Source organism: Pseudomonas sp. BIGb0381 (genome assembly GCF_024809815.1).
In the GTDB taxonomy this organism is placed as follows: Bacteria; Pseudomonadota; Gammaproteobacteria; order Pseudomonadales; family Pseudomonadaceae; genus Aquipseudomonas.
In genome coordinates, this window is the sequence record NZ_JANUEN010000007.1 from 321,538 (window position 1) to 343,876 (window position 22,339).

Consider the following 22,339-nt stretch of genomic DNA (forward strand, 5'->3'; position numbering starts at 1 on the left):
GGTGCAGCTCACAGGTTGTACTGTTTGCGTTTGCGGTACAGGGTCGACGCGTCGATGCCGAGGGTACGGGCCGCCTGGTCCAGGGTGTCGCTGGTGGCGAGCACGGCGCCGATATGCGCTTTCTCCAGCTCGTCCAGGCTCAGCGCCGCGCCAATCCGTGGGGCGTTATTGGTGGGTTGCTCAGCCATGCCGAGGTGGATGATTTCGACCTTCTCCTGCGGGCAGATAATGCTGGCGCGCTCCACCACGTTGCGCAGCTCACGGATATTGCCGGGCCAGCGATAGTTGAGCAGGGCTTCGCGTGCCTGATCACTGAAGCCTCGCGCCGGGCGGGCATACTCCTTGACGAAGCGCGCCAGGAAGCGGTCTGCGAGGGTGAGGATGTCTTCACTGCGCTCGCGCAGCGGTGGCAGGTGCAAGGTGATGACATTGAGGCGATACAACAAGTCTTCGCGGAAACGACCGTCGCGCACCATGTCTTCCAGGTTCAGGTTGGTGGCGGCAAGGATGCGCACATCGGCGCGCCGGGTGACCGGGTCGCCCACCCGCTCATATTCCTTGTCCTGGATAAATCGCAGCAACTTGGGTTGCAGCGTGAGGGGAAAGTCGCCGATCTCGTCGAGAAACAGCGTACCGCCGTCCGCCTGGTTGACCCGGCCCAACGTGCTCTCACTGGCACCGGTAAAAGCGCCACGGCTATGGCCGAACAGTTCGCTCTCCATCAGCTCTGCCGTCAGCGACGGACAGTTGATGGTCACGCAGGATTTTTTCGAGCGCTTGCTCCAGCCGTGAATGGCCCGGGCCAGCTCGCCTTTACCGGTACCGGATTCGCCGAGGATCAGGATGTTGGCATCCGTCCCGGCTACCTGGCGTGCGGTTTCCAGCACCACCATCATCGACGGGCTGTGGGAGTCGAGGCCGTCTTTCTGCTGGCGTACGGCGCCTTCCAATGCTTCCAGGCGTGCGGAAAGCTGGCGCACTTCCAACTGCTTGGCGGTAGCCAGGCGCAACTGATCGGGGCTGCAAGGCTTGACCAGGTAGTCGGCAGCACCGGCCTGGATCGCATCCACGGCGGTATCGACGGCGGAATGGGCGGTGACGATCACCACACGCATCCACGGCGCCTGGACCCGCATCTGGGCCAGCACATCCAGGCCATTGTCTTCACCCAGGCGCAGGTCCAGGAAGCACAGATCGAACACCTGGCGTTGCATCAGGGCATCGGCCTGGGCGGCGCTGTTGGCGGTGGCGACGGTGTAGCCTTCATCTTCCAGGCAATAACGGAAGGTGCGGAGGATCGCGGACTCGTCATCCACTAAAAGAATGCGGCCTTGAAGTTCCTTGGCTGATTCCATCTGTCCCGCGCTCCTTAAACTATGAATGATGGTGTTTAGTCCCGGAATAATCGGGCAAGTTGCATGGTTTATTCTGATCGATAAAAGGCAGCGTCGTGCGGGTATCTGCATTGCTTCCTACAAAGCCCCGCCTGATGGCGTTTTCATGCTGTCTTGCCAGTTCGGCAACATCCCATCCGCTTTCTATCCCTTCACCCGACCATTGACCATCGTGCATTTCGCACGGCGTACGGGGGGGCATCGTGCAGGATGCTGGGCGATTGCCCTAGCACGTATATTTAACCTATTGATTTTATTGAATTTTATTTTGTAAAAAAGCTGGCATGCGCTCTGCAATAGCTATCCCAACGAATAATCAGAATGCGGGAGAACAGCAGCATGACTCGCCAAAGCCTCAGCCAACTGCGTGTATCGCCGCTGCGCTTGCAACAAGGGCTGTTTGCCAGCCTGGCCCTGATGGTCACGCTGATCGCAGGCCAGCAGTTGCAGCAATGGCAGCAGAGTCCGCAGCAAGTCCCGTCGTTCGACCGTCCGGTAACGGCCCAGACCCATTTCAGTTCCATTGGCAGCCGTACCGCTGATGTAACCGCCCCGCAACTGCGTGTGGCCGATCAGGATTCCACCCTGGGCGAGCTGCCGACCCAAGAGCGTTGGGTGTTTTAGGCAACAAAGTCGGTCGCTTGATGTCGAGCGACCGTCCGGCACTACCGCTGTTACCTCTTAAAGAAGCGTAAGGAGAATCACCATGTTGAGTTGGGCAATCACATTTCTGATCATCGCCATTGTGGCTGCAGTCCTGGGCTTCGGTGGTATCGCGGGCACCGCCACGGGTATCGCCAAGATTCTCTTTGTCGTCTTCCTGGTGATGTTCATTGCTTCGTTCTTCTTTGGTCGTCGCGGCCGAGGCTGAATATGACCACTTTGTCCCTCAAAGCTATTGCTGCCGCCTTGCTCTTGGGCGGCAGTGGCTTGGCGATGGCCGCCAATGATGGCCAATCCCGGGCCAACGAATTGCTCAGTGCGGATCCGCAGTACCGCGAGACTTGGCAAGACGTAGTGAAGAAAGAAGAGCGCCTGCCGGAATGGGTGTTGAACTTGTCCGGCACGGCCGAGCAAATGAATGCCGTGGAAGAAGATGGCGACAAGTATCTTGTGGGGCCGCTCTGCGAAACCGCGGACACATGCCTCAATAAGCGCCTGATCGTCGCCTTCAGCCTCGACAAGGAAGATGCCTACGCCATGTTGGTGGAAGTCCCGGCGGGTTTGCCGGCTGATAAGTCCCCGACGCGGCACGCCGATTACCGTTTTATCGGTAAACCGGACGAAGGCATGCAAAAGCTGCTGATGGAGCAGCTGAAGAAAGATCCGAATTGGTACTAGGTTGCGTCTGACGCGTCTGTCGTCTGCGCAATCAGCGTCCATAGAAAGAAGCCCCCCGCTTCTTTCTGTTTGCATCGCCCGCCAAGGGCGATGCATGACCAGGGGGCCGGGTTGTTCTGATCAATTGGGATCGGCGTGACCTACGGGCACAGGGAGTGCCTGCGCAAGGGCCGGGTCAGGCGAAAAGCTGCGACGCAGGTTCACAAGCCCACGGCTTGCTGAACTTGCGGCGGGCTTGTGACCCTCATATGCCGCCCATAGCCGCAAATCTTGGTTCTGTTTTTTACCAACCATTACTTGATGTGTCGGGGCGACCATCTATCGAGAAAGTTTTGCTCGCGCTATAGGACGTTTCCGACGTTCGACGGCAGACTTCTCGGGCATTTCTGCCAACCTCGTCATGACGTGCAGAATCTCTGCGCGAGCCTGAACTGGCCGGTTCACGGCATATTCACTGGACAAAATGTCACATTTGAACTGACCGTTCGGACAGTTATTATGAAAAAAAGTCATGCCGATTCGGCATAGGGTAGGCGTTTACGGCATTAGACGTCGTCCCCTTGCATGGGAATAGTTGCGCCTTTTTTCGCCTGCCAGTAAGCCATTTCGGCCACGCTGCGGTGACCTTTCATGGAGGCAGATGCACACACTTTTTCGCTCTCGAGCGTTCCAGCTGGCGCATTTGCCTTAAGTTCACTTGAAGTAAGGGTAATGACATGAAGAAGGCAAAGCTAAGCCTCGCCTGGCAGATCCTCATCGGTTTGGTATTGGGGATTGCAATCGGTGCAGTGCTCAACCATTTCAGTGCTGAAAAGGCCTGGTGGATCAGCAATGTGCTGCAGCCGGCGGGCGATATCTTTATCCGCCTGATCAAGATGATCGTGATCCCGATTGTGATTTCCTCGCTGATCGTCGGCATTGCCGGTGTGGGTGATGCGAAGAAGCTCGGGCGCATTGGTGTCAAGACTATCCTCTACTTCGAAGTGGTTACGACCATCGCCATCGTGGTCGGTCTGCTGTTGGCCAACCTGTTCCACCCGGGCGCGGGCATCGACATGAGCACCCTGGGGACTGTGGATATCTCCAAATACCAGGCGACCGCCGCCGAGGTGCAGCATGAGCATGCGTTCATCCAGACCATCCTCAACCTGATTCCATCGAACATCTTCGCCGCTGTCGCCCGTGGTGAAATGCTGCCGATCATCTTCTTCTCCGTGCTGTTTGGCCTGGGCTTGTCGAGCCTCAAGCCTGAACTGCGGGAGCCGTTGGTGACCATGTTCCAGGGCGTGTCCGAGAGCATGTTCAAAGTCACCCACATGATCATGAAGTACGCCCCCATTGGTGTATTCGCGCTGATCGCGGTGACCGTCGCCAACTTCGGCTTCGCTTCGTTGCTGCCACTGGCCAAGCTGGTGATCCTGGTTTACGTCGCCATCCTGTTCTTCGCCTTTGCGGTGCTGGGCTTGATCGCTCGCCTGTTTGGCTTCTCGATCCTCAAGCTGATCCGCATCTTCAAGGACGAGCTGGTGCTGGCCTACTCCACTGCCAGCTCCGAAACCGTGCTGCCGCGCGTGATCGAGAAGATGGAAGCCTACGGCGCACCGAAAGCGATCTGCAGCTTCGTGGTTCCTACCGGCTACTCGTTCAACCTTGACGGTTCGACCCTGTACCAGAGCATCGCGGCGATCTTTATCGCCCAGCTCTATGGCATCGACCTGTCGATCGGCCAGCAACTGATGCTGGTATTGACCCTGATGGTCACCTCCAAAGGCATCGCCGGTGTGCCGGGCGTGTCCTTCGTGGTGCTGCTGGCCACCTTGGGCAGCGTTGGCATTCCGCTGGAAGGCCTGGCGTTCATCGCCGGTGTCGACCGCGTCATGGACATGGCCCGTACCGCACTGAACGTGATCGGTAACGCCCTGGCCGTGCTGGTCATCTCCCGTTGGGAAGGCATGTACGACGACGCCAAGGGCGAGCGCTACTGGAACTCCCTACCGCACTGGCGCACCAAGCAGGCGCTGCCGGTCGGTGAGGTCAGCCGCGGCTGATAACCCGCTGAACAAAACAAACCCCGGGAAATCCGGGGTTTGTCGTTTCTGTCAGCCCCGCTATCATTCGCCCCATCTTTCGGGGGATTCAACTGATGCTCAATGGCCTGTGGCTTGGCTTCTTTGTCGTGGCAATGGTGTCAGCACTGGCGCAATGGCTGGTGGGCGGTAACGCCGGGATTTTTGCGGCGATGGTCGAAAGCATTTTCGCCATGGCCAAATTGTCGGTGGAAGTGATGGTGCTGTTGTTCGGCACCCTGACGTTATGGCTGGGCTTTTTGCGTATCGCCGAAAAAGCCGGGATTGTCGAATGGCTGGCCAAGGCCCTTGGCCCGCTGTTCCTGCGCTTGATGCCGGAAGTGCCAGCCGGTCACCCGGCCATTGGCCTGATCACCCTCAACTTTGCCGCCAACGGCTTGGGCCTGGATAACGCAGCAACACCTATCGGCCTGAAGGCCATGAAGGCGCTGCAAGAGCTCAATCCCATCCCTAACACGGCGACTAACGCGCAGATCCTGTTCCTGGTGCTCAATGCATCCTCCCTGACCCTGTTGCCGGTGACGATCTTCATGTATCGCGCCCAGCAAGGTGCGCCAGATCCGACACTGGTATTCCTGCCGATCCTGCTGGCCACCAGTGCATCCACATTGGTCGGCCTGCTGTCGGTAGCGGTGATGCAGCGACTGCGGCTGTGGGACCCGGTGGTGCTGGCCTATCTGATTCCAGGCGCGTTGGTACTGGGTGGGTTCATGGCCCTGCTGGCGACCCTCTCGGCCACCGCATTGGCCGGGCTGTCGTCGATCCTCGGCAACCTGACGTTGTTCGGCCTGATCATGCTGTTCCTGCTGATCGGCGCGTTGCGCAAGGTGAAGGTGTACGAGGCGTTTGTCGAAGGGGCCAAAGAAGGCTTCAATGTCGCCAAGAACCTGTTGCCGTACCTGGTGGCGATGCTGTGTGCGGTGGGCGTGTTACGGGCCTCCGGCGCGCTGGATCTGGGCCTCGAAGGTATTCGCCATGTGGTGGCCTGGACGGGCATGGACACACGCTTTGTCGACGCCTTGCCGACCGCGATGGTCAAGCCATTCTCCGGCAGCGCGGCGCGGGCGATGTTGATCGAGACCATGCAGACCCAGGGGGTGGACAGCTTCCCGGCGTTGGTGGCGGCGACGATTCAGGGCAGTACGGAAACCACCTTTTATGTGTTGGCGGTGTACTTCGGCTCGGTGGGCATCCAGCGGGCGCGGCATGCCGTAGGGTGCGCGTTGCTGGCTGAGTTTGCCGGTGTGGTGGCGGCGATTGCGGTGTGCTACTGGTTCTTTGGCTGAGTCTTAAATAGCTATCGGGAGCAAGCCCCCTCCCACATTTGAATGTGTTCGCAGATCAACCTGTGGGAGGGGCTTGCCCCCGACGAGGCCCTCAGCGTTTCACCGCCCCGTTGCCCTGCTGAACAACCCACTCCATCACCTGCCTGTTCAACTGATCTCCCGCCAACCCAAACCCGGCCACCACGGCCGGCACTTTGGTGTCGGTCACCGCCTGGTGCACTTCAAACCGCCGGCTGGCAATAATCCGCTGATCACTCCCACGCACCAGGCGTGCGTCGAGGCGGATCACTACCTCCACCGCACTCCCCCGGTACTCACTCTGAAACGCCTGCAACTGCCCGCCCAGCTCATAGTCGGCCTGCAGGTTGGTGTCGTCGGTGCTCAACAGCGTCACTCGCCCATCGCGCTGGAACCCGTCCATCAAGCGATTACGCAACAGCACGGGTGCCGGGTCGCTCCAGCGTGAGTTCGCATAGCTGCTGATTAAATCGCCATTGGGCACCACAGCGATGCGCGAGCTGTCGAGAAACTCACTGGTCTGCGGCTTGGCCAGGCGCAGCGACCAACTGACCGGCGTGCCTTGGGCCGTGCCCTGAGCCGCAGGCAGTCGGTAGACGTCCGACGGATCAGCCTTGGGCAGGATCGAGCACGCGCTGATCAGCGCCAAGGCCACAGGGGCGATCATTTGGTAAGCACGCTTCATGGCGTGAACTCCTTGTTCTTGTCGCTGCCCAGCAGGTAACCGCTGGGGTTGGCTTCCAGGCGGCGGGAAATGGCGCGCAGTGAACCGAGGGTTTCGCGTAGTTCACGTACGGCCGGCGCCAGTTCGTTGAGGCCCTGCATGCCACTGTTCACCGAGTCCTTGTTGTTGGTCAGCAAGGTGTTGATGGTGGCGGTGCTTTGTTCAAGGGATTTCATGGCCTGTTCGGCGCTGCCGAACACCTGTTTGCCTTGATCGCTGAGCAGGCCGTTGGCGTTGCGCATCAGCGCGGTAGTCTGCTCCAGGGCGGCCCCGGCCTGTTTGCTCACCTGCATCAATTGCTGCATCACTACCTTGATATCTCCACGCTGATCGGCAATCGCGCCGGTGGTTTGTTCCAGATGGTCCAAGGTGTTGCTGAGGCGCTCGACATTCTGCGCAGAGAACATGTCGTTGGCGTTGTGCAGCAGCAGGTTGATGCTGGTCATCAGGTCGTTGCTGTTATTCAGCAACCGCGCGATCGGCGATGGCGAGGCGATGATTTCCGGCAGGTTGCCGTCCTTGCCCTTGAGCTCCGGGCTTTGCGGCGTGCCGCCGCTGAGTTGGATGATCGAGGTGCCGGTGATGCCGGTCAGTGCGAGTTTGGCCTGGGTGTCTTCCTTGATCGGTGTCTGGCCGGCCAGGCGAATGCGCGCGAGTACGCGGCGCGGGTCCTTGGGGTCCAGGCGCAGGCTGATGACGTCGCCCACCTTGATCCCGCTGTATTGCACTGAGCTGCCCTGGGACAGGCCGCTGACCGCTTCGTTGAAGATCACTTCGTAATCCTGAAAGGCGCTGTCGACGCTGGATTTGGCCAGCCACAGGCCAAACAGCATCGCGCCGACCACCACGATCACGCTGAACAGACCGATCATCACATGATGGGCTCGGGTTTCCATGTCATACCTCGTTGAGCGGTTGAGCGGCATCCAATGCCGCGCGGCCTCGGGGGCCGTGGAAGTATTCGTGAATCCAGGCGTCGTTCGTTTCCGAGACGATATCGATGGCATCTGCCACCAGCACCTTCTTCTGCGCCAGCACCGCCACGCGGTCGGTGATGGTGTAGAGCGTGTCCAGGTCATGGGTGACCAGGAACACGCTCAGGCCCAACGCATCGCGCAGGGTGAGGATCAGTTGATCGAATTGCGCCGCGCCGATCGGGTCGAGGCCGGCGGTGGGCTCGTCGAGAAACAGGATGTCCGGGTCCAGCGCCAACGCCCGCGCCAGGGCAGCGCGCTTGATCATGCCGCCGGACAGCGACGCGGGGTATTTATCGGCCGCCGACAGCGGCAGCCCGGCCAAGGCCAGCTTGACCGCAGCCAAGTGCTCGGCATCACGGCGGCTGAGCCCGGCATGTTCGATCAGCGGCAGCGCCACGTTCTCGGTCACCGTCAGCGAGGAAAACAGCGCGCCCTTCTGGAACAGTACGCCAAAGCGCCGTTCCACCAGCGAGCGTTCATGTTCCGGCAAGCTCGGCAGGTTCTTACCGAACACCCGCACTTCGCCTTCACTGGGCCGGCGCAGGCCGACGATGCTGCGCAACAGCACCGACTTGCCGCTGCCTGAGCCGCCGACCACCGCAAGGATCTCGCCCTTGTACAAATCCAGGTCGAGATTCTCGTGCACGCTCTGGCTGCCAAAGCGATTGCACAGGCCACGCACTTCAATCACCGCCTCGGTGGGCGCACGGTGTAGACGACTCACCAGCCCATCTCCATGAAGAACAACGCGGCAACCGCATCCAGCACGATCACCACAAAGATCGATTGCACCACGCTGGAGGTGGTGTGGGCGCCGACCGATTCGGCGCTGCCGCTGACCTTGAAGCCTTCCAGGCAGCCGATGGCGGCGATCAGAAAGGCGAAGAACGGGGCTTTTACCATGCCGACCAGGAAGTGCTGTACGCCAATGTCCGATTGCAGCAGCGAGAGGAACATCGCTGGCGAGATGTCCAGAGCCACGGCGCACACCACGCCGCCGCCGACGATCCCCGCCAGCATTGCCATAAATGTCAGCATCGGCAGTGCAACCAGCAACGCCAGCACGCGCGGCAACACCAGCAACTCCATCGGGTCCAGGCCCAAGGTGCGGATGGCGTCGATTTCTTCATTGGCCTTCATTGAGCCGATTTGCGCGGTAAAGGCGCTGGCGGTGCGACCGGCAATCAGGATGGCGGTGAGCAATACGCCGAACTCCCGCAAGAAAGAGAACGCCACCAGGTCCACGGTAAAAATAGTCGCGCCGAAGCTCTTGAGCACTGTAGCGCCGAGGAACGCCACCACGGCGCCCACCAGAAAGGTCAGCAACGCGACGATGGGCGCGGCGTCGAGGCCGACCTGCTCAAGATGGGCGACCATCGGCGTCAGGCGCCAGCGCTTGGGCCGGAAAATACCCCGGGCGAAGGTTTCGAGGATCAGGCCGATAAAGCCCAGCAGTTGCTTGCTGTCTTGCCAGACCTTGTCTACGGCGCCGCCGATACGCGCCAGCACCTGAATGCCGGTGGCTTCTTCCGGCGCTTTGTCCGGCACGCAAAAATCGTTGAGGGAGCGGTAGACGGTCTTGAGCAGCGCGCGGTCGGCGGCGGACAGGTTGCAGTCGGTCTGTTCGGCGGATTGCTCGATACGGGTGGGCCCCAGCAGCTCCACCAGCAGCGAGGCACCCGCGGTATCCAGGGCGCCAAGGCCATTGAGGTCGATGCGCGCGCCGGCGTCGTATTGGCCGTCGAGCTCGTCCGACAGCTTCTTCAGGTTTGCGTAGTGGGCAAGCGTCCAGTCCCCTGTAATCCGCAGTAAGGGGGGAGCGGTGGACGTATCGAGGTGGGCTGCGCCGGCCGTGGTACTACTGGTCATAAGCTCCGAGCTTGTCTGGCTATCCACAATTCCTACGTAATAGCACGATCCTGCCTACTTTGGGTTGTCGGTTTGTGCTGTGTCCGTCACTTTAAAACGCAGCACGCCGATCACCTGACCGTCCTCCGTCAACACCTGGACTTGCCAGCGCCCTACCGCTTCGGGCGGGAAGTTCTGCTTGTGGGTCCAGGCGCGGTAGCCCTCCTTGCGTCCGCCGTGGATGTCCAGGGCGATGCGGTCGACCTCTTTGCCGTTGAATTTCCACACGTGGTAGATGCGCTCATCCAGGCCGCGCGGCGCGTTGATCGCGGTGTAGGCGTAGAGCCCGGTGCCGCGCAGTTGGCTGGCGTTGACTTCCTTGAGGTCGTCGCCGGGCGTGCGGTCCTGCAATTGGGTACTGATCGCCACTTCGGTCATCCACAACGTGGCCGGCGGCACCCAACTGCGCAGGAACCAACCCGCACAGCCAATGGCGGCCGTCACTCCGAGCAACATCGCCCAGCCTTTGAGGCTGCGCAGCGGCAGGCTGACCGCCAGGCTTGGAATCGACAAGGCCATGGCCACGCCGAGGGCGAGTTTGTAACTTTCGGCGGTGGTCAGGTGCAAAATGATCGGCAGCGCAGTAAGCAGTGCGGCGAACAAGGTCAGGGTGTGCAGCGCGAGGAACAACGAGCGCTTGGGCGCCAGCCACTTGTAGTACAGCGGGTCGACGATCGACACCAAGGCGGCCGCGCCGAGCAGGCCGGTGAACACGGATTGGCCGCTGTTCCAGGCCGTGGTGACGAAAAAGAACGGCAATACGAAAAACAGACTCTCCTGATGGATCATCTGGGTCGCGTAGCGCAGTAGGGGTTCGGGGATTTCGCGCTTGAAGACCTTGGTGAACAGCTGGGTAAAGCTGTTTTCCAACATCAGCCACAGCCAGCTCACCAGCATGATCACCGCGATCCAACTGGCCATGCCCTGCTGGCGATCCACCAGGATGAAGCTGCACACACCCGAGACAAAACCGCCGAGTGCAATCACCCCTGGGTAGCGCTTCATCAGTTCGAGGATGCGGGTGATTAAGCGGGTCAGGTTTTGCATTCGGCGGTTCGCATTCTTTGTAGGAAAAAATCCCAGACAGAATAACGTCTTAGGCCAGGGTTCGGTGCCTCATTACGTGATCCGTTTGCGATAACGGCGCACGCCGATCAACACAATGGCAATCAGCACGAGGACGCCGGCGCCGATCCAGTTGAGCATGTCGTAACTCAGCAGCGGCTTTTCGATGCGCCAGTAACCTGGTTGCTTGAGCAACTCGCGCATGGCCTGGCTGGTCTGCTCCAGGTTCACGGCCTTGATGCGTTTGACCGGGTCGCTGAAGTGGCCGTTGTCATAATCGCCCGAGGCGCTCCAATAATAGTCGGCCAGCGCGCTGTTGCCCTGCACGGCCCAGGCCTGGCGGGCGATGGCGGCCTGTTTGAGGCGCGCGAATACCGTCGGGTCAAGGCCATCCTTGAGCAGTTGAGTCTTGAGATCCAGCAGCACCTGCTCGGCCTCGGGGAGGTTGTCCCGCTCGAGGTCGGCATTCAGGCTGAGGAAGCCAACGCCACCGAGCACTTCGCGCTCGCTCCAGGGGCCGTAGGACAACCCATGCTTGAGGCGCAGTTGGCGGTACAGCGCCCAGTCCAGGTAATCCTTGAGCAGGTCGTAGGTTTCATCATGCTGGTCGTCCAGCACCGGCTCGGGGAACAGCCAGTGCAGTTTGGCACTGTCACCCACCCAGCCGTGGATCAGGTCGCGGTGGCTGGCGGCGGCGTGCTGGATTTGCGGCAGCGCCGGGTGCTCGCTGGGTTCGACCGGGTCCAGTCGGCCGTAGGTGCGTTCCAGATAGGCGGGCAGCAGTTTGTCGAGGTCACCGACGATGATCAAGGTCATGTTGTTGGGGGCGTACCAATTTTTGCGCAGCGTCTGCAGTTGATCGCGGGTCAGGTGATCGACCTGGGCGCGTTCGGCGCATTTGAGCCCCAGCTCAACCGCCAACTGATTGCTGGCGGTGTGGCCCAGGTCCTGGCGGTCAAGCAGGCGTTGCAGGTGGGAGTAATGACCGCCGTCTTCGCGCTCGACCACCTGCTTGGCCGCGTTGATATTGGCGTCGGTCAACTCGGTGCGGGTGATGATCGCCAGCAGCAGGTCCAGCACCTTGCGCTGGTTTTGTGCTGGCGCCTCGATCACAAAAGTGGTGTCGGCGTTGCTGGTGTAGGCGTTCCACTCACCGCCCAGGGCTTGCATGCGGTCTTCCAGCTCGCCTTCGCCGCCACCGTCGATGCCGCTGAACAGCAAGTGTTCGAGCAGGTGCGGCAGTTCCTTGTCTTCGCAGCTGAAATCGTCCAGGCCCACGCCGACCACCAGGCGAATCGCCACATGGCCACGCTCGGTGCCCGGTTTAAGCAACAATTGCAGGCCGTTGGGCAAGGTGTAACCCTCGACCTGCAGGCGGTCAAAGGCGAAGACGTGGGCAGAACCCATGAGCAGGCAAGCGAACAACAGGCGACGCATAACAAGCTTCCTGGCGAGTGAGGTCAGCTTTAACTGACTTCACGGGCCATCGTACGTTCAGGGCGAATGTGTGATGTCGGCAATATCTTCGGCGGAGAGTGCGCCGGTGTCGGACGTTTCCAAGACTACATAAGCACTGCTGCAAAACAACGAGTTCAAGCGCTTCATGTCGGCAATCAGCTCCAAGTGCAGGGAGCTGGTCTCCAGGCTCTGCACGATCTTGCGTTGCAGGCGGCTGACGTGAGCGTGGGCCAGGCGGCGCTCCTGGGCGCGGAAGCGGCGCTTTTCACGCAGCAGTTGGCGGGCGCTTTCCGGGTCGGCACTGAGGAATACCGACAGCCCCAGGCGCAGGTTGGCGATCAACTGGCTGTGCAGGCCGGTGAGTTCTTCCAGGCCCACTTCGGAGAATTGGCGACGCTGCGAGGTTTTCTGCTGCTGGACTTTACGCAGCATGCGTTCGATCAGGTCACCGGCCAGTTTCAGGTTGATCGACAGCTCGATGATTTCCGCCCAGCGCCGACTGTCTTGCTCGCTGAGGTCTTCGCGGGGCATCTGCGCCAGGTAGAGCTTGATCGCGCTGTAGAGTGCCTCAACGTCATCGCTGAGGCTGCGTATTTCCTGGGTAATGGCAGTCTGTTTGCCGCGCAGTACTTCCTGCATGGCGGTGAGCATGTTGTCGATCAGGTCGCCCAGGCGCAGGGTTTCGCGCGCGGCATTGGCCAGCGCCAGGCTCGGCGTGGCCAGGGCTGTGGGGTCCAGGTGGCGCGGTTTGGCCTTGCCGTTGACCTCGTCCCGCTCCGGCAGCAACCCGGCGCACAGCTTGGCCATCGGACCGATGGTGGGCAGCAGGATCAGGCAGCGGCTGACGTTGTAGAGCAGGTGGAAGGTGATGACCATGCCTTGTGCGCTGTAGTCCAGGCCGTCCATCCACAGCACCAGCGGGTCGAGCACCGGGATAATCAGCAGCAGGCCGATCAGTTTGTACAGCAAGCTGCCCAACGCGACCTGGCGACCGGCAGCGTTCTGCATGCTGGTGCTGAGGAAGGCCAGCACGCCGCTGCCGATGTTCGCCCCGATCACCAGACCGATGGCCACGTGCAAGCCGATCACCCCGGCGCCGGCCAGAGTGGCGGTCAGTAGGACGGCGGCGAGGCTGGAGTAGGAAATCATCGCGAACAACGCGCCGATCAGTGCATCGAGCAAAATATCGCCGGTCAGTGAGGCGAACAGCACCTTCACACCCTGGGCATGGGTAATCGGCCCGGCGGCTTCGACGATCAATTGCAGCGCGAGGATGATCAGCCCGAGGCCTATTCCGACCCGACCCAACTGCCCTGCCCGCGTCTGTTTGCGCGACAGGAAGAAAATCACCCCGAGAAAGATCAGCAACGGCGACAGCCAGGACAGGTCGAACGTCAGCACCCGTGCCATCAGTGCGGTACCGACGTCGGCCCCGAGCATGGTCGCCAGGGCGGGCACCAACCCCATCAGGCCTTGGCCGACAAAGGACGTCACCAGCATCGCCGTGGCGTTGCTGCTCTGCACCATGGCGGTCACCAGGATACCGGCGACAAATGCCAGCCAGCGCTTGGACATGTTCTGCCCGATGACTTGACGCAGGTTGGAGCCGTAGACTCGCAAGATGCCGGTACGGACGATGTGCGTGCCCCAGATAAGCAGGGTCACGGCGGAAAGCAGATTGAGCAAGGTCAGCATGCTCGGCCCCCCGTGTGGGTGTGCGCCATTTGGCGCAAATGAGAATTGCCGCGTGCCGTTCTACGTCTTGTAGTTAAGCTGTAGTTGGCGAATGGGCTCGGCGCCAGCATCGCATAGCTAAAGTTGGGATTGAAACAAAACTGTCATGAAATCAGCTTTTTATGGATGAAAAAAAGGGGCTTATAAAAGCCCCTTTTTTGTCTGGCTCGGGTTTATTGACCCGGAATGTCCTTGCGCAGTTTCACAGGATCCTGCTGTTTCTTCTTTTTCGCGATCGCGGTACGCATCTTGATATTGACCGCTTCCACCGCCAGCGAGAACGCCATAGCGAAGTAGACGTAGCCTTTTGGCACGTGCACGTCGAAGGATTCGGCGATCAGCACGGTACCCACCACCAGCAGAAATGACAGCGCCAGCATCTTCAGCGACGGGTGCTTGTCGATGAAGTCGCTGATGGTGCCGGCAGCCAGCATCATCACCAATACCGCAACGATGATCGCGGCAACCATGACGGGTACATGGGAGACCATGCCCACGGCGGTGATCACCGAGTCCAGGGAGAACACGATGTCGATGATCGCGATCTGGATGATGGTGTAGATGAACTTGCCACCGGCGCCCTTGGGTTCGTCGTGGGTTTCGTCTTCACCTTCCAGGGCGTGGTACATCTCCTGGGAGCTTTTCCACAGCAGGAACAGGCCACCGAAGAACAGGATCAGGTCGCGACCCGAAATACCCTCGCCGAAGACCACGAACAGGTCGTCGGTCAAGCGCATGACCCAGGTGATCGACAACAGCAGCAGAATACGCGTGACCATGGCCAGGGCCAGGCCGAAGATCCGGGTGCGTGCCTGCATATGCTTGGGCATGCGGCTGACCAGGATCGAAATCATGATGATGTTATCGATGCCCAGGACGATCTCGAGGGCCGTCAGGGTGAAGAAGGCAATCCAGATTTCCGGATTGGTCAGCCATTCCATGTGTATTCCTTTGAGCAAGTGTTAAACCGCGCCAGCAGTGGGGCCGGCGCAGTGGGTTGTACGATTATAGAGTGCTGAACAGCGGAAAAATCCCCATCAGCAATGCGGCGAACATTATGCACAGGCATACCAGTACTGCCCACTTCAGGGTGAAGCGCTGGTGATCGCCAAATTCGATACCGGCCAAGGCCACCAGCAGGTAGGTCGACGGTACCAGGGGGCTGAGCAAGTGCACGGGCTGGCCAACGATGGAAGCGCGGGCCATTTCCACGGCGGTGATGCCGTAGTGGCTGGCGGCTTCAGCCAGTACCGGCAGTACGCCGTAGTAGAACGCATCGTTGGACATGAAGAAAGTGAACGGCATGCTCACCAGCGCGGTGATCACCGCCAGGTAAGGGCCCATGGCTTCCGGAATCACGGCCAGCAGGCTCTTGGACATGGCATCGACCATGCCGGTGCCCGACAGGATGCCGGTGAAGATCCCAGCGGCGAAGATCAGTCCCACCACGGCCAATACGCTGCCGGCGTGGGCGGCGACGCGGTCTTTCTGCTGTTGCAGGCACGGGTAGTTGACGATCATCGCGATACTGAACGCCACCATGAACAGCACCGGCAGCGGCAACAGGCCGGCGATCAGGGTGCACATCAGAGCCAGGGTCAGGGCGCCGTTGAACCAGATCAGCTTCGGACGGCGGGCATCCGGGTATTGCGACACGCTGATCTCGCTGTGGTCGATCTCGTCGACTTGCAGGTGCAGTTCACCCAGGCGCGCACGTTCGCGCTTGCCGTACATGTAGGCAATCACCAGGATCGCGACTACACCGGCGGCCATTGCCGGGATCATCGGTACGAAAATATCCGAGGGGTCCACGTGCAGCGCACTGGCGGCACGGGCGGTCGGGCCACCCCAAGGCGTCATGTTCATCACGCCACCGGCGAGGATGATCAGGCCGGCCATGATCCGCGGGCTCATGCCGATGCGCTGGTACAGCGGCAGCATGGCGGCCACGCAGATCATGTAAGTGGTGGCGCCGTCACCGTCGAGGGACACCACCAGGGCCAGCACGGCGGTGCCGACCGATACCTTCAGCGGGTCGCCCTTGACCATCTTGAGGATCTTGCGCACGGCCGGGTCGAACAGGCCGGAGTCGATCATCAGGGCAAAGTAGAGGATGGCGAACATCAGCATCACGCCGGTCGGCGCGAGCTTGGTGATGCCTTCGAGCATCATCGGGCCGATCTTCGGTGCGAAACCGCCGAACAGCGCGAACAGGATAGGCACGATGATCAGGGCGATCAGCGCGGACAGGCGCTTGGTCATGATCAGGAACATGAACGTGATGACCATGGCAAAGCCAAGGAAAGTCAGCATAGGAATACTCCAGGCGTAGCGCGGCTAGGGAATGGCGAACCGGGGTGGGGTCAGCGCAGAACGAAGGGCACGAGGCTTACGTGTGGAGTTGGGGCGAACAGGCGGGTACGGACGGACATCGGGGATCACCATTGTTGTTGTGTACAGCCGGTCTGTTGCCGGCAGTTGGGGGCGATCCTAGACGCGTAAGCTTTCAGCCAGCTTTCGTTGGCAAAACAGTTGGTGGTGGGAAGATGCACGGTCTTCAGACGTACACATTTCAAATGTGGTGGGGCTTGCTCCCGATAGCGGCGTGTCAGTCAGCTTATTTGCTGCGGAGACACCGTAATCCGGGGCAAGCCCCCTCCCACATTGGAATGTGTTTATCTCAGGTACTTCAGGGCAGCTCGAGGCCGCCCGCTGCTTTGTGCAGTTTGCGCAGGTGTTCACCCACCTGCTTGAGGTTGGCTTCACACGCGGCAATCTCGGCGGCGCGGGACGGGTCCAGCAGCGCCCTCACCTCTTTATCCAGCTCACCGGTGAGTGATTGCAACTGCTTCTGGCGCTCGGCGCTTTCCGACTCCAGGCGCTTTGCTTCCGACGGTTGCGGCAGGCCATAGCCACCGCTGCCGAGCAGTTCCGCCGGGCGGCTGAGGAAGCCACTGTTGGCGAGGATCTGCTGCAGTGTGGCGTTGGCTTTTTCCATGCCGCCGTTCTTCAGTTCACGGGCGCCGAGGTAGCGTTGCTTGACTTCGTCTTGGGCCAGCATCAGCTGTTTGCGAAAGCTCGCCTGTTCCAGCAGCAGCAGTGCGGCGCTGGTGCGCAGGTCTGCCTGGTCGAACCACTGGCGGCGCTCTTCGGCGCTGAGGGACAGCCAGTCTTCAACCTGGGTCTGCTTGATCGGCAGGTGTTTGCGCAGAACGTCGAACATGGCCTGGTAGCGTTCGCGGAAGGAGTCGAAGTGATACCCCAGACGCATGGCCTCGCGTTTGTCGTTGAGTACGCTGGTATCCGCCAGGCCACGGGCTTGCAGCACTTCCAGCAGGCCATTAGGCGTGATGTTGTCCAGGCCGGTCAGCTGCGGGTTGGCGCTGCCGCTGCGCAGAAGCTTCAGGCTTTCGACCGCGCAGTTGTTGGAAAGGAAGTAATAGTTGCCGTCATAGCTCCAGTGCATTTCAGCAGCGTGCTCGACGGTGTCGTTGATCTCTTGGCGTGACAGTTTCAGGGGCACGGACGCCAGGCCGCGCAGTTCGGTCTTGGTGTATTCGTCGATCACCTGAGCCAATGGCAACACGAACAGCCGTGACGGGTACTTGCCCACCAGGCCATCCCAGCTGGACAACTGCACGTCACCGACGAACGCCCGATAGGACAGCACCAGGTGCTGGTCCAAATCGAGCCGGCAGTCCGGCCCACGGGGGCGGCCCGGCGCGCAGATCACCAGGCGCAACATGCTGTGGCCCCAGCGGCTGACCAGGTTCTGGTTGGCTTCGGCCAGCAGGTAGTCGATTTCGTAGACCCGCTCCGGGTCGACGTGGCCCAACGGTGTCTTGGCGAAATCATTGCCGGCGTTGAGGAACGCGTAGGTCTTGGCGCAGGTGTCTTGTTCCGGTGGGGCCCAGCCGAAGTGTTCCTTGTAATAGCGGAACAGCGCGGGGCGTCGGCAGGCATAGCTTGGGTCGAGGAGGAAGTACTCCATATTGACCGCTACGAACTCCAGCGGGCTGGTGGTTTCGTAGATGTCCGGGCTGCGCGCGACCTGACGGTTATGTTGTTCGCGTTCACCGCGACGGCCGACATATTGCGGCCAGCCCGCCAGGTCCAGCAGGCGCGGGTCATCGCTGAGGGTGAAGCGCCGGTCATTCTGGCCACGGCATTGATCGGGCAGGCCGATCAGGCCGGTGATGTTGTTCTGGCGGCTGCAACGCTGTATCAGCGCGCGTTCGTCTTTGGACCACAGGCGTGCGCGGTCATAGATGTGGGTCAATTCATGCAGCACAGTGGCGAGCATTTCCCGGCGCACGGTGCCGTGGGGACGATTGGTTTTCTGGGTGGCGGCGCTGCCGTCGGTCAGGCTGGCCAGGAGGTTGCGGTTGAGGTCCAGTTCGGACACCAGGGAGGCCTGGCCGTAAGCGTTTTGGGGCATCTTGTCGGTCCAGCCGACATCGATGCGCCGGTCCAACTGCTCGATAAAGCGTGGCGGCAATGCGCGCATCGCCTCATCAAGCAATGCCTGGCTGGCCTGCTGTTCGGCCGGGCTCAAGCCTTCTGGCTTGAGCCGCAGTTGCAGGCTGGCCTGGGCTGCGCTGGCACACAGCAGCACAGTCCCGGCCAGGAGCCAGGCGACAAGGCGCCTCACAGAGCGAGAATAGCTTCGGCGAGGGTCTGGTCACTGGCGTCGCGCGCTTCCGGCAGGCGGGTGCGCAGGGTGTCGAAGGCCGCTTCCAACTGTGCGCCACGAATCTCGCCGTTGGTGGCGACGAAACTGGCCGCGTCATCGTGGGCTTCGCGCACGACTTTGGAGTCGCGGATGGAGGTGGTGGTGTCCGAGGTGAAATCAATGGTGCGGCCAGAGGCGCGAACAATGATGTTACTGGTGGCCACCAGGGTTTGTGCCTGGGCAACGTCGGCCAACAACAGCAGGCCAAGGGTGGCGGCGATCAGCGGGCTACGCATGGAATGACTCCGAAATACAAAGATGATTATTGGACGAGAATTGCTTGCGCCAGTTCAAGGTCGCTGGCGTTAAGTTTTGGTTGGGTGCGGCGCAGATAATCCAGCGCGGACTCCAGCCGTGCACCCCGCCATTGGCCGTCAGTGGCGATAAATGCAGCGGCATCATCCTGGGCAGCCACGACCACTTTCCGGTCGAAAGGCGCGGAAGTCACCTTGCTGGTGGCATACGCACTCGCGACGGTACCTTGGATGGTCAGGTCAAAGGCCGAAGCCAATGGCGACCAACTGGCACACAACAACACAGGGACTATTAGCAGACGGTATGAAAAAGCCATGGGACTCGACAACTGAAAGCGAGCGCCAAGGCTAGCGTAATGCCCGGGAGAGAGCCAGTGCGGCGGCATCAGGGAGCGACGGGCGCTCCCTTTGTCAGCTCCCTCAAATAGCCAGGATGGCTTGGGCCAGTTGTGCGTCAGTCGCGGTGTTCAGTTGCGGTGCTTGTTGGCGGATCTGGGCCAAGGCGCTTTCCAGCTTCACACCACGAATGGCACCTTCGCTGGCGACGAAGCTGGCTGCGTCGTCACGGGCGGCGCGCACGACTTTGTTATCCCGCAGGGACGAAGTGGCATCGGAGGTGGCGTCGGAAGTAGCCTTCAATGCGCCGACGATGGAGTCGGTGGTCACGATGAAGCTGGTCGCGCTGGCGTTGGTGGCCAGGGCCAACAGGGCTGCAGCACTCAGCAGGCGAATAAGGGGCATGGGGTGACTCCTGTAGGTGAACGAATAAGGTGGCGCAGGGCAGCCATTGGGGATCAGACGCCTGTTCTAACGGTTCGCCACGTTGTGGCTGGATATTAAGCCGCTGTTTATCCGTTCGGAAAGCTTATTGACTGCCTAGTCTCGCCAGAACGGCTTTGACAGCTCGGCCATTCGGTCTCCCGGGCTGATGCCGACATCGGAGAGTTCTCGAAGATCAAGCTGCGCCAGTTGGCGTCGTTCGTAGGCGTGGCGTACCCATTTGGCCAGCGTGGAAACGGTCCTGTGTAACAGCCGTTTATAGAGAGAGGGTTGGGTGTCCATGGTGAGCGCCTTTCGTGAGGTCCTGGAACACCATGGTGGGCGAGTTGCTTTGACCGTTACAGATACACCAATGCTTAATTGTACTGCTTAACTGTTATATTTTTTAAACTGTACCTGTCCGGACTAACGGCTTCTGTTTGGCCTGGAAAAAGGCAGGTTCGGAAACAACAAAGCCCGCCTCCGGTTTCCCGGGGCGGGCTTTGTTTTGACAAATCAGTGCTGGCAGTGGACCCGGTGGGTCAGGGCCAGCGGGCGCCAATTAGCGCCAGAACGGCTTGCTCAGCTCTTCGTAGCGTTGAGCTTCGCTGATACCGGCGTCAGCCAGCAGACGCGAATCCAGACGAGCCAGTTGATGGCGGCTGGAGATGCGGCGCTGCCACAGCATCAGGTTGGCGAGAACGCGCAAAGGCAGGGAAGCCTGGGTGTTTACAGCTTTTTCTTCGAAGAACAGTTCGGAACTGAGTGTACGTTCCATGATGACATCCTTCCGCTTGTGGCGGGATTAGGTAGTGGTTTAACTGATGCCAATGATCCTCTTCCGGCGCAAGACTCTCTAGATACAGTTCACCTGTATTGTGAGGGGCCAGTTAACTGTTTAAAGGTGCTGTACTGTACGGAAATGGGGCAACTGTACCTGTCCGCACTTAAATGGTGCGAAATGGGCATTTTACAACGCTGGTGTGGGAATTTTCGGTAGGAAATGACCGGTACAGCAGTACAGTTTTTTCAAGAAGCGAGGGTTATGCAATCGAGCTGACGAAACTGTGTTTGCATCAGCTCGAATCTGTACCAATCAAGCCTTGAGCATATGCCCGGTTTCTTCCAGGTTAATGTGCCAACTCAGTGCTTCGCGCAGGATGTGTGGGGTGTGTCCGCCGATGGCGCAGGCAGCAGTGAAATAATTGTTCAGCGCATCGCGGTACGCCGGGTGCACACAGTTGTCGATGATCACCCGGGCTCGCTCCCGCGGCGCCAGGCCACGCAAGTCGGCGAGGCCTACTTCGGTGACCAGGATGTCGACGTCATGCTCAGTGTGGTCCACATGGCTGACCATCGGCACCACGCTGGAAATCGCGCCGCCCTTGGCAATCGACTTGGTGACGAAGATCGCCAGGTGCGCGTTGCGCGCGAAGTCGCCGGAACCGCCAATACCGTTCATCATCCGCGTGCCGCAGATGTGGGTGGAGTTGACGTTGCCGTAGATGTCGAATTCCAGCGCGGTGTTGATGCCGATAATGCCCAGGCGACGCACCACTTCAGGGTGATTGGAGATTTCCTGCGGGCGCAGCACCAGCTTGTCTTTGTAGTGCTCCAGGTTGCCGAACACGTCGGCATTGCGCCGCTCCGACAAGGTGATCGAGCTGCCCGAGGCGAAGCTCAGCTTGCCGGCGTCGATCAGGTCGAACGTCGAGTCCTGCAACACTTCCGAATACATGGTCAGGTCTTCGAACGGCGAATCGATCAGGCCGCACATCACTGCGTTGGCAATGTTGCCGATCCCGGCCTGCAGCGGGCCGAGCTTGTTGGTCATGCGCCCGGCGTCCACTTCCTGCTTGAGGAAGTTGATCAGGTGGTTGGCGATGCCCTGGGTGTCGATGTCGGGTGGTGTCACGGTGGAGGCTGAGTCGGCCTGATTGGTGATCACGATGGCGACGATCTTCTCCGGCGGGATCGGGATCGCAGTGCTGCCGATACGGTCGTCGACCTTTACCAGCGGGATCGGCGTCCGGGTTGGCCGGTACGTCGGGATATAGATGTCGTGCAGCCCTTCCAGGTTCGGGTTGTGCGCCAGGTTGATCTCGACGATCACTTGCTTGGCGAAAATCGCGAAACTGGCCGAGTTGCCCACGGACGTGGTGGGCACGATGTGCCCTTGTTCAGTGATCGCGACCGCTTCAATCACCGCGATGTCTGGCAGCTTGAGCTGGTTGTTGCGCAGTTGCTCGACGGTTTCCGACAGGTGCTGATCGATAAACATCACTTCGCCGGCGTTGATTGCCTTGCGCAAGGTGCTATCGACCTGGAACGGCATGCGTCGGGACAGCACGCCGGCTTCGGTCAGTTGCTTGTCCAGGTCGTTACCCAGGCTGGCACCGGTCATCAGGGTGATTTTCAGCGGGGACGTCTTGGCGCGCTCGGCCAGGGCGTGGGGGACGGCCTTGGCTTCACCGGCTCGGGTGAAGCCGCTCATGCCGACGGTCATGCCGTCCTCGATCAGTGCGGCGGCGTCTGCCGCGCTCATGACCTTGTTCAACAACGAAGGCAAGCGGATACGATCACGGTACATGAATTGTTATCT

At 60.4% G+C, this 22,339-nt stretch carries 22 protein-coding genes; 5 read left to right on the plus strand and 17 right to left on the minus strand.

Translation table 11 applies throughout. From position 1 onward, the window contains the following. Nucleotides 1-8 precede the first annotated feature (8 nt). On the minus strand, nt 9-1,355 hold the full coding sequence (algB, locus tag M2397_RS20290; protein ID WP_053127283.1) for a sigma-54-dependent response regulator transcription factor AlgB: 1,347 nt from the start codon (nt 1,353-1,355) through the stop codon (nt 9-11). Nucleotides 1,356-1,733: 378 nt separating this feature from the next. Between algB and M2397_RS20295 the strand changes: the two genes are divergently transcribed. The 5 genes from M2397_RS20295 to M2397_RS20315 all read left to right on the plus strand — a co-directional run bounded on the left by M2397_RS20295 (nt 1,734) and on the right by M2397_RS20315 (nt 6,108). After that, nucleotides 1,734-2,018 carry a hypothetical protein gene (locus M2397_RS20295; protein ID WP_131699567.1) on the plus strand — a complete coding sequence of 95 codons (285 nt, stop codon included), beginning with the start codon at nt 1,734-1,736 and terminating at the stop codon, nt 2,016-2,018. A gap of 82 nt (nt 2,019-2,100) precedes the next feature. Further along, a complete protein-coding gene (locus M2397_RS20300) occupies nt 2,101-2,265 on the plus strand; it encodes a DUF1328 domain-containing protein (protein WP_003170804.1) in 165 nt (54 codons plus the stop codon). 2 nt (nt 2,266-2,267) lie between these two features. Beyond that, nucleotides 2,268-2,735, plus strand: a complete 468-nt coding sequence (locus tag M2397_RS20305) for an inhibitor of vertebrate lysozyme family protein (protein WP_131699566.1) — start codon at nt 2,268-2,270, stop codon at nt 2,733-2,735. A gap of 716 nt (nt 2,736-3,451) precedes the next feature. Then, entirely contained in the window at nt 3,452-4,783 is a 1,332-nt protein-coding gene (gene gltP, locus M2397_RS20310; protein ID WP_259244306.1) for a glutamate/aspartate:proton symporter GltP, read from the plus strand. A 95-nt stretch (nt 4,784-4,878) separates the two neighbouring features. Then, complete coding sequence (locus M2397_RS20315) at nt 4,879-6,108, plus strand: nucleoside recognition domain-containing protein (protein ID WP_259244307.1); 1,230 nt, start codon at nt 4,879-4,881, stop codon at nt 6,106-6,108. Nucleotides 6,109-6,199: 91 nt separating this feature from the next. On the opposite strand, the gene lptE is transcribed toward M2397_RS20315, so the two are convergent. The 16 genes from lptE to M2397_RS20395 all read right to left on the minus strand — a co-directional run bounded on the left by lptE (nt 6,200) and on the right by M2397_RS20395 (nt 22,327). Further along, the gene (gene lptE / locus M2397_RS20320) at nt 6,200-6,811 is read right to left on the minus strand and encodes an LPS assembly lipoprotein LptE (RefSeq protein ID WP_145338339.1); all 612 of its coding nucleotides are present in this window, start codon (nt 6,809-6,811) and stop codon (nt 6,200-6,202) included. Then, nucleotides 6,808-7,746: an MlaD family protein gene (locus M2397_RS20325; protein WP_027608016.1), complete on the minus strand. Its 939-nt coding sequence runs from the start codon at nt 7,744-7,746 to the stop codon at nt 6,808-6,810. Before M2397_RS20325 ends, lptE begins: the two co-directional genes overlap by 4 nt. Before the next feature lies 1 nt (nt 7,747). Next, nucleotides 7,748-8,551 (minus strand): ABC transporter ATP-binding protein, encoded by an 804-nt coding sequence (locus M2397_RS20330; RefSeq protein ID WP_131699563.1) that lies wholly within the window; start codon nt 8,549-8,551, stop codon nt 7,748-7,750. After that, nucleotides 8,548-9,696 (minus strand): ABC transporter permease, encoded by a 1,149-nt coding sequence (locus M2397_RS20335; RefSeq protein ID WP_259244308.1) that lies wholly within the window; start codon nt 9,694-9,696, stop codon nt 8,548-8,550. The genes M2397_RS20330 and M2397_RS20335 overlap by 4 nt, the downstream gene beginning before the upstream one ends. Before the next feature lie 54 nt (nt 9,697-9,750). Further along, nucleotides 9,751-10,782, minus strand: a complete 1,032-nt coding sequence (locus tag M2397_RS20340; protein WP_131699561.1) for a DUF5924 family protein — start codon at nt 10,780-10,782, stop codon at nt 9,751-9,753. 72 nt (nt 10,783-10,854) lie between these two features. Further along, nucleotides 10,855-12,237 (minus strand): pitrilysin family protein, encoded by a 1,383-nt coding sequence (locus M2397_RS20345; protein ID WP_259244309.1) that lies wholly within the window; start codon nt 12,235-12,237, stop codon nt 10,855-10,857. A 57-nt stretch (nt 12,238-12,294) separates the two neighbouring features. Further along, nucleotides 12,295-13,953, minus strand: a complete 1,659-nt coding sequence (locus M2397_RS20350; RefSeq protein ID WP_145338335.1) for a Na/Pi cotransporter family protein — start codon at nt 13,951-13,953, stop codon at nt 12,295-12,297. 212 nt (nt 13,954-14,165) lie between these two features. Further along, on the minus strand, nt 14,166-14,933 hold the full coding sequence (locus M2397_RS20355) for a TerC family protein (protein ID WP_131699558.1): 768 nt from the start codon (nt 14,931-14,933) through the stop codon (nt 14,166-14,168). A 64-nt stretch (nt 14,934-14,997) separates the two neighbouring features. Further along, on the minus strand, nt 14,998-16,305 hold the full coding sequence (locus M2397_RS20360; protein ID WP_053127258.1) for a CitMHS family transporter: 1,308 nt from the start codon (nt 16,303-16,305) through the stop codon (nt 14,998-15,000). A gap of 376 nt (nt 16,306-16,681) precedes the next feature. Continuing rightward, entirely contained in the window at nt 16,682-18,643 is a 1,962-nt protein-coding gene (locus tag M2397_RS20365) for a DUF4105 domain-containing protein (protein ID WP_131699556.1), read from the minus strand. Next, on the minus strand, nt 18,640-18,960 hold the full coding sequence (locus tag M2397_RS20370) for a DUF2388 domain-containing protein (RefSeq protein ID WP_131699555.1): 321 nt from the start codon (nt 18,958-18,960) through the stop codon (nt 18,640-18,642). Before M2397_RS20370 ends, M2397_RS20365 begins: the two co-directional genes overlap by 4 nt. Nucleotides 18,961-18,986: 26 nt before the next feature. Further along, nucleotides 18,987-19,295 carry a DUF2388 domain-containing protein gene (locus tag M2397_RS20375; RefSeq protein WP_131699554.1) on the minus strand — a complete coding sequence of 103 codons (309 nt, stop codon included), beginning with the start codon at nt 19,293-19,295 and terminating at the stop codon, nt 18,987-18,989. A gap of 103 nt (nt 19,296-19,398) precedes the next feature. Further along, entirely contained in the window at nt 19,399-19,719 is a 321-nt protein-coding gene (locus M2397_RS20380; RefSeq protein WP_184745314.1) for a DUF2388 domain-containing protein, read from the minus strand. 135 nt (nt 19,720-19,854) lie between these two features. Continuing rightward, on the minus strand, nt 19,855-20,040 hold the full coding sequence (locus M2397_RS20385; protein ID WP_259244310.1) for a DUF1127 domain-containing protein: 186 nt from the start codon (nt 20,038-20,040) through the stop codon (nt 19,855-19,857). A gap of 259 nt (nt 20,041-20,299) precedes the next feature. Next, the gene (locus M2397_RS20390) at nt 20,300-20,515 is read right to left on the minus strand and encodes a DUF1127 domain-containing protein (RefSeq protein ID WP_003187413.1); all 216 of its coding nucleotides are present in this window, start codon (nt 20,513-20,515) and stop codon (nt 20,300-20,302) included. Between the two features lie 318 nt (nt 20,516-20,833). Next, nucleotides 20,834-22,327, minus strand: coding sequence for an acetyl-CoA hydrolase/transferase family protein (locus tag M2397_RS20395; protein WP_167656810.1), 1,494 nt, complete (start codon nt 22,325-22,327; stop codon nt 20,834-20,836). Nucleotides 22,328-22,339: the final 12 nt, after the last annotated feature.

Bases quoted from the DNA above. Each gene is read 5' to 3' on its own strand.
- M2397_RS20360 (WP_053127258.1), bottom strand. From the start codon at position 16,305: ATGCTGACTTTCCTTGGCTTTGCCATGGTCATCACGTTCATGTTCCTG.
- algB (WP_053127283.1), bottom strand. From the start codon at position 1,355: ATGGAATCAGCCAAGGAACTTCAAGGCCGCATTCTTTTAGTGGATGAC.
- M2397_RS20385 (WP_259244310.1), bottom strand. From the start codon at position 20,040: ATGGACACCCAACCCTCTCTCTATAAACGGCTGTTACACAGGACCGTT.
- M2397_RS20390 (WP_003187413.1), bottom strand. From the start codon at position 20,515: ATGGAACGTACACTCAGTTCCGAACTGTTCTTCGAAGAAAAAGCTGTA.
- M2397_RS20335 (WP_259244308.1), bottom strand. From the start codon at position 9,696: ATGACCAGTAGTACCACGGCCGGCGCAGCCCACCTCGATACGTCCACC.
- M2397_RS20345 (WP_259244309.1), bottom strand. From the start codon at position 12,237: ATGCGTCGCCTGTTGTTCGCTTGCCTGCTCATGGGTTCTGCCCACGTC.
- M2397_RS20395 (WP_167656810.1), bottom strand. From the start codon at position 22,327: ATGTACCGTGATCGTATCCGCTTGCCTTCGTTGTTGAACAAGGTCATG.
- M2397_RS20315 (WP_259244307.1), top strand. From the start codon at position 4,879: ATGCTCAATGGCCTGTGGCTTGGCTTCTTTGTCGTGGCAATGGTGTCA.
- gltP (WP_259244306.1), top strand. From the start codon at position 3,452: ATGAAGAAGGCAAAGCTAAGCCTCGCCTGGCAGATCCTCATCGGTTTG.
- M2397_RS20340 (WP_131699561.1), bottom strand. From the start codon at position 10,782: ATGCAAAACCTGACCCGCTTAATCACCCGCATCCTCGAACTGATGAAG.
- M2397_RS20295 (WP_131699567.1), top strand. From the start codon at position 1,734: ATGACTCGCCAAAGCCTCAGCCAACTGCGTGTATCGCCGCTGCGCTTG.
- M2397_RS20350 (WP_145338335.1), bottom strand. From the start codon at position 13,953: ATGCTGACCTTGCTCAATCTGCTTTCCGCCGTGACCCTGCTTATCTGG.
- M2397_RS20375 (WP_131699554.1), bottom strand. From the start codon at position 19,295: ATGGCTTTTTCATACCGTCTGCTAATAGTCCCTGTGTTGTTGTGTGCC.
- M2397_RS20325 (WP_027608016.1), bottom strand. From the start codon at position 7,746: ATGGAAACCCGAGCCCATCATGTGATGATCGGTCTGTTCAGCGTGATC.
- M2397_RS20370 (WP_131699555.1), bottom strand. From the start codon at position 18,960: ATGCGTAGCCCGCTGATCGCCGCCACCCTTGGCCTGCTGTTGTTGGCC.
- lptE (WP_145338339.1), bottom strand. From the start codon at position 6,811: ATGAAGCGTGCTTACCAAATGATCGCCCCTGTGGCCTTGGCGCTGATC.
- M2397_RS20355 (WP_131699558.1), bottom strand. From the start codon at position 14,933: ATGGAATGGCTGACCAATCCGGAAATCTGGATTGCCTTCTTCACCCTG.
- M2397_RS20305 (WP_131699566.1), top strand. From the start codon at position 2,268: ATGACCACTTTGTCCCTCAAAGCTATTGCTGCCGCCTTGCTCTTGGGC.
- M2397_RS20380 (WP_184745314.1), bottom strand. From the start codon at position 19,719: ATGCCCCTTATTCGCCTGCTGAGTGCTGCAGCCCTGTTGGCCCTGGCC.
- M2397_RS20300 (WP_003170804.1), top strand. From the start codon at position 2,101: ATGTTGAGTTGGGCAATCACATTTCTGATCATCGCCATTGTGGCTGCA.